Source organism: Blastocatellia bacterium, assembly GCA_025055075.1.
Taxonomy (GTDB): domain Bacteria; phylum Acidobacteriota; class Blastocatellia; order HR10; family HR10; genus HR10.
Genome location: JANWYV010000019.1, coordinates 1 through 4,815, shown reverse-complemented (window position 1 = coordinate 4,815; position 4,815 = coordinate 1). Strand labels below are relative to the sequence as shown.

The window sequence follows — 4,815 nt, the reverse complement described above, 5'->3', positions numbered from 1 at the left end:
CGAGCAGGTAGCGATGTCAGGCAACACGAGCGCCGTTTTCTCTCCCGACTCATCGCTGTGGCGAATGTCAAACGTCGTGTAACCGACGGGATCGAGGAACGAATATTCCAGGCTCTGAATGAACGAGCGCGGCGGCTTCTCTCGCTCGATGCGGAGAAGGAAGGTCTCCAGTTCAGATGCGCTTCCTTCGACTTCGATGAAGACGCCTTGGACGGAATTCAAAACCCAGCCGGGGAGCCCCATTTCTGTCGCCAGCCGATAGACGAAGGGGCGAAAGCCAACGCCTTGCACCGCGCCTCGAATGCTGATGCGCAGTCGCTTGGTCATACCCCTCTCACGATGAGTTACACGAACGGCGGAAAAAGTCCGGAGTTATCCGCCGTGTCCCGGAGCTTCGGGGACCGCTGATTTTCGCCGTGTCATCGCTTCCAGCCAGGCGCACCAGTCGGGGATGCCGGCCCCCGTCGTGCAGGAAGTCTCGAACACCTTCAGCGCCGGATTAATCTGCAACGCGTGTTGCTTGAGCGCATCGAGTCGGCAGTTGAGATAGGGGAGCAGATCAATCTTGTTGATCACCAGCACCTCCGCCTGTCGGAACATGGCCGGATATTTGAGTGGTTTATCATCGCCTTCGGTTGTGCTGATGATAACGACCTTCATGGCTTCGCCCAGATCATAGTTCGCCGGACACACGAGGTTGCCGACGTTCTCGATGATCAACAGGTCCAAATGAGCGAGATCAAGCTTGGCCATTGCTTCCGCAACCAAGTGGGCGTCAAGATGACACCCGCCTTGCGTGACGATTTGAACGACGGGCACGCGATAACGAGCGATGCGTTCCGCATCGAGGCTGGTGTGGACATCGCCTTCGATGACGGCGATCCGCAGTTTTCCGTTCAGGTGTTCGAGCGTCCGCTCGATGAGACTCGTCTTGCCGGAACCGGGCGAGCTGACCATGTTGAGGGCTAAGATGCCATGCTCGGCCAGCCGCGCTCGATTCTGCCGGGCAATCTCATCGTTCTTTTCCAGAATCTTTCGCTCGATGGTGATCACGGACATCCCTCTTCTTCCACCTCCAGTTCTATCACATCCAGCTCGTTGCCGGAAATGAGTTCGACATTAGGGCTATCGCAGTTCGGACAGATGAAGGCGTACTGCTCGACCTCAAAGTCGCAGCGACAGTCGGTGCAGCGGCTCATGACAGGCACATGCTCGATCTGCAGTTCGGCTCCCTGCGCAACGGTTCCTTCGCTCGCCACCTCGAAGCAAAAGCGCAGCGATTCCGGGATCACACCAGCCAGCTCGCCGATCCTCAGGCGCACGACCTTCACCCGCGCTCTGCCATTCGCGGGCGCATACTGCGCGATCATCTCCAGAAGACTCCTCGCGATGGACATCTCATGCATGACGGCTCTACTTGTCCTCTTCCCTGAGGATATAGGCGGGCAACTTCCCGTAACTCATCAGGAAGACCATGACGATGGATCCGAGGATGACGATCGAGATGACCACCCACTCGCCCAGGCTCAGCCGTTGTCCCGTTACCTGGTGGACAAAGGTTGAGGAGGTGAGCAATCCCCACACGGGCAGCATGATCACGGTGACCATCCAGGCAATCCATTTTGGCAAGTAGACCTTTCTTTCTTTGACCATGATTCATTTTTGACTGCGTCGGACGAACGGGCATGCTTATGCCTTAAGCATACCATCAACGAGGCTCAACTGACAGCCCCTAAGAGGCCGCCGACAGCAGGCGGGCGATTTCCGCCGCGACGCGCGGCACCGCTCGCGCCACCGGCTCGGACAGTCCGGGCTCGACGCTCTCCGGCACGCGCGCGACCTGACAAACGATCACGCGAACGTCAATGCCGACAGCTTTCAATTCTTTCGCCAGATTCGATGATGGAACCTGGTGAAGTGAGAAGTCATCGCTTTTCTCCGCTGGCAGGTCGTCGAGCGATAGCTCGAAGATTTCTCCAGGCGTTCGTCCCTTGTCCACCGCGTCAATGAGAATGATCTGTCGGGGTCGTTCCGAGCTGAGGCAGAGCGTGAAAAGGAGCTTGCGCGCGCTCGTGCCGACGTCCATCACGTAAACTTCGTCAGGCAGCCGATAGTGCTTTTGAAGATACTCAGCCACCTCACAGCCGAAGCCGTCGTCGCCAAAGAGTCGGTTCCCACAGCCGAGCACCAGCACTGGCTTGGTGCAGAATTCCGGAAGAAAGCTGCTGTCTTTCACCAGCGCATCTCACCCGAACAAGTACCCAGGGAGCGCACGCTTCCAGCGTACTCTGTTAGCGGTGACTATCCATAGCGCCGGACAGAGTCGCCTCTGCAAGCCCGGCGCGCAGATGCGCACGCTCCCGGCGATGAAAGTACGCATTAAGCAGTTTTCAACGTCCCTTACCCACCGGCGCGCAAGATGCGTGCGCTCCCAGGGATGAAAGCGCTCACCTCAATTGGCCAGCGAATCAACTAAGCGCCCCTGGTGATCGTAGATGTCAATCTTGACTGCGAGCGTGCCGTCGAACTTGTGCGTGGCGCAGGAGAGGCACGGATCGTAGGCGCGAATGGCCATCTCCACGCGATTGAGGAGGCCCTGATCGTACTTCCCGTCCTTGATGAGCGACTTCGCCGCTTGTTTCACCGACATGTTGATGGGCGCGTTGTTGTGGGTCGTGCCGACGATCAAATTGACGTTGGTCAGCATGCCGTTCTCATCGGTCGTGTAGTCGTGGATCAACGAGCCCCGAGGGGCTTCCACGCAGCCGACGCCACGGGCCGCGCGCGGTTCGACTTTCTTGCGCGTCTCCACGCTCGTGATCTCCGGATCATCGAGCAAGCGAATGGCGTTTTCGGCGTTGTAGAGCAGTTCGATCAGCCGCGCCCAATGATAGAGCAGCGTCAGTTGCGCCGGACGACCGAAGTTCTTGCGGAACTCTTCGAGTTCGGCTTGAGCGAGCGGCGTGTCAATGTAGTCACACACGTTGATGCGAGCCAGCGTGTTCACGCGATAGATGCCGCTCGGATGATCGAGGTCCATCGAGAAGGCGCCCGCGCGCTTGTCGTAGGGGAACTTCAAGTAGCTCCACGGCTCGATGTGCTCCGCGATATAGTCGGTGTAGCGCTCGTAAGGGAACTCGACATACGAACCATCCTTCGACATCAGGCGGAGCTTGCCGTCGTAGAGATTGAGCGCCCCATCATCGGTCACTGTACCGAGAAAGCCGGTCTCGATGACGCCCAACGATTTCACCGTATCGAGATACTGCGGGAAGACGTTCTCCTTGGCAAATTTGATGGAGAACTTGGCCAGTTCCAGGGCTTCCTCGGCCATCTTTCTGACCTGATCGCGTTCAGCCGGCAGCAGCGGTTTGCTGAATCCTCCCGGCACAGAAGCATCGGGATGAATCGCCTTGCCCGCGATGATCTCCAGCATCTTGGCGCAGAGATGGCGCACGCGCACGACTTGTCGGGCCACATCGGGCATCTTGCCGATGATGCCGATGACATTGCGCACCGTGTGGTCAGCGTCTGGTCCTATCACGAAGTCCGCTCCGGCGAGAAAATAGAAGTGCAGGATGTGCTCCTCCATGTAGGCAATGCTGTTGCAGAGTTCGCGGAGCTTTCGTCCGGCCGGCGGCGGCTCGACGCCGAAGACGGCATCGGCGGCCTTGCTCGCGGCCAGATGATGCGACCAGGGGCAGACGCCGCAGATGCGCGTCACAATGCGCGGCATTTCCTCGACAGGTCTTCCGATGCAGAACTTCTCAAAACCGCGCAATTCGATGACGTTCACCCGCGTATCCGCCACGTTGCCGGTGTCGTCCAGTTGAATCGTGACCTTCGCGTGACCTTCAATGCGAGAGACAGGTTGAATGACGAGTGTTTTCATACGGGCCTCCCTCCTTTCGGTGTGGGCCGCAAGCGACCCTGCGCGCCAGCATAGCGATTGAATGTGGCCGCTCGATCGGGAATTTGCTTGGCATCCAGACCAATCGAAGCGAGTGCGCCCATCATATCCACCATGGGATTGGCCGTATCTGAGAGCGGACCAAAACAGCCGCGGCACGGCATGTAGGCGCGGATGCAGCGCGGCACTCCCTCTTTTCCTCCGCAGCCGGCTTTGGTGGCCGGACCGAGACAGAGATACCCCTGCTCCATGATGCAGCGCACGGTATTGAGCGGCTCGCCCGGTGTGAACTCAATCGGCTCCAGCGGCCGCTTCAGTGCGGAGACGGCTTTCTTCTCCCGAATGAGCGGGCATTCATCGCACACGCTCTTGCCCGACAGCGCGAAGGGCTTCCCCTCGAGCAGCGCCGTCAGCGCTTCGACGAATAGCTCCGGGGTCGTCGGACAGCCCGGAAGCTTGATGTCCACGGGAACAACCTCATGAACAGCGTACACCCGGTCAGTGAGCGGTGGAATCTGTTCGCTGGGGATGCCATCGGGATCCGTTGAGACAGACTCCCGATAGACCTTCTCGTAGAGCTCTTGCACGGTGTAAAGATTCGCCAGCGCTGGCACCCCGCCGTAGCAGGCGCAGGAGCCCATCGCGATCAGGGTCTTACACTTTCGGCGCATCTCTTGAGCGAGGCGTTTGTTCTCCTCGTTCCGGATGCCGCCAGTGATGATCCCTATGTCCGCCTCAGGGATCTCCGGCTCGGCCCCCTCGCCGGTTTGACCGTAGATCTTGTGATCCATGAGGACGGGCATGTGAACGATCTCAAGCTGAGGCAGAATATCGAGCAGTGGCTCGCCAACATCGAGGATCGTGACTTCGCATCCCCCGCAGATGGCGAACCACTCTTGAGCGAG

The 4,815-nt window shown here is 58.9% G+C and carries 7 protein-coding genes; all 7 read right to left on the bottom strand.

All coding sequences use genetic code 11. The annotated features are described in order from the left end of the window. The coding region (locus tag NZ746_05095; protein ID MCS6816743.1) for an acylphosphatase at window positions 1-327 on the bottom strand (327 nt) is incomplete at its 3' end. Between the two features lie 45 nt (window positions 328-372). Continuing rightward, complete coding sequence (hypB, locus tag NZ746_05090; GenBank protein MCS6816742.1) at window positions 373-1,059, bottom strand: hydrogenase nickel incorporation protein HypB; 687 nt, start codon at window positions 1,057-1,059, stop codon at window positions 373-375. After that, the gene (gene hypA / locus NZ746_05085; protein ID MCS6816741.1) at window positions 1,050-1,397 is read right to left on the bottom strand and encodes a hydrogenase maturation nickel metallochaperone HypA; all 348 of its coding nucleotides are present in this window, start codon (window positions 1,395-1,397) and stop codon (window positions 1,050-1,052) included. Before hypA ends, hypB begins: the two co-directional genes overlap by 10 nt. Before the next feature lie 16 nt (window positions 1,398-1,413). Beyond that, window positions 1,414-1,608, bottom strand: a complete 195-nt coding sequence (locus NZ746_05080) for a hypothetical protein (GenBank protein ID MCS6816740.1) — start codon at window positions 1,606-1,608, stop codon at window positions 1,414-1,416. 124 nt (window positions 1,609-1,732) lie between these two features. Beyond that, a complete protein-coding gene (locus NZ746_05075; GenBank protein ID MCS6816739.1) occupies window positions 1,733-2,236 on the bottom strand; it encodes a hydrogenase maturation protease in 504 nt (167 codons plus the stop codon). A gap of 216 nt (window positions 2,237-2,452) precedes the next feature. Further along, window positions 2,453-3,892: a Ni/Fe hydrogenase subunit alpha gene (locus NZ746_05070; protein ID MCS6816738.1), complete on the bottom strand. Its 1,440-nt coding sequence runs from the start codon at window positions 3,890-3,892 to the stop codon at window positions 2,453-2,455. Continuing rightward, the coding region (locus tag NZ746_05065; GenBank protein MCS6816737.1) for a methyl viologen-reducing hydrogenase at window positions 3,889-4,815 on the bottom strand (927 nt) is incomplete at its 5' end. The genes NZ746_05070 and NZ746_05065, both read right to left, overlap by 4 nt.